Annotated in this window: 1 protein-coding gene; it reads left to right on the top strand. The window is 61.1% G+C overall.

Annotated elements, in window-relative coordinates:
• Positions 1–77: 77 nt before the first annotated feature.
• Positions 78–679 (top strand): helix-turn-helix domain-containing protein (locus IM294_RS21975; protein WP_193360252.1); only part of this gene is annotated, 602 nt, incomplete at its 3' end.

The raw sequence follows: 679 nt of genomic DNA, 5'->3' as shown, positions 1-679 counted from the left end.
TGTACGGTCCGGGGACATAGTGAACACTTGTTCGGGGACATGGTAGACACTTACAACTGAGGCATAAGAACCCGTTTATGGAGTCGCTTATGCCCTGGGATGCGAGAGATACCATGTCATTACGTACCGAGTTTGTGCTGTTCGCCTCGCAGGACGGGGCGAACATCCGTTTCCTCTGCCGTCAGTTCGGCATTTCTCCTGCCACCGGCTACAAGTGGCTTCAGCGCTGGGCTGAGGAAGGTGCCTCCGGTCTTCAGGACCGCTCCCGCGCACCTCATCATTCCCCGAACCGCTCATCTGACGACATCACGGCCCTGCTGCGCATGGCGCATGACCGTCATCAACGCTGGGGCGCCCGCAAGATTAAGCGCTGGCTTGAAGACCAGGGGCACCGTATGCCCGCCTTCAGCACCGTCCATAATCTGATGGCCCGTCACGGTCTGCTGCCGGGCGCATCACCGGGCGTTCCGGCTACGGGACGCTTCGAACATGACGCGCCGAACCGGCTCTGGCAGATGGATTTTAAGGGCCACTTTCCCTTTGGCGGTGGCCGCTGCCATCCGCTCACCCTGCTGGACGACCACTCCCGTTTTTCCCTGTGCCTGGCGCACTGTACCGATGAACGGCGCGAGACCGTGCAGCAGCAGCTGGTCAGCGCGTTTGAACGCTACGGCCTGCC

It is taken from the genome of Enterobacter cloacae complex sp. P43RS (assembly GCF_014930585.1).
Classification (GTDB): Bacteria; Pseudomonadota; Gammaproteobacteria; order Enterobacterales; family Enterobacteriaceae; genus Enterobacter; species Enterobacter bugandensis.
The sequence above is the reverse complement of the archived record's forward strand: the minus strand, read 5'-3'. Positions and strand labels throughout refer to the sequence as shown.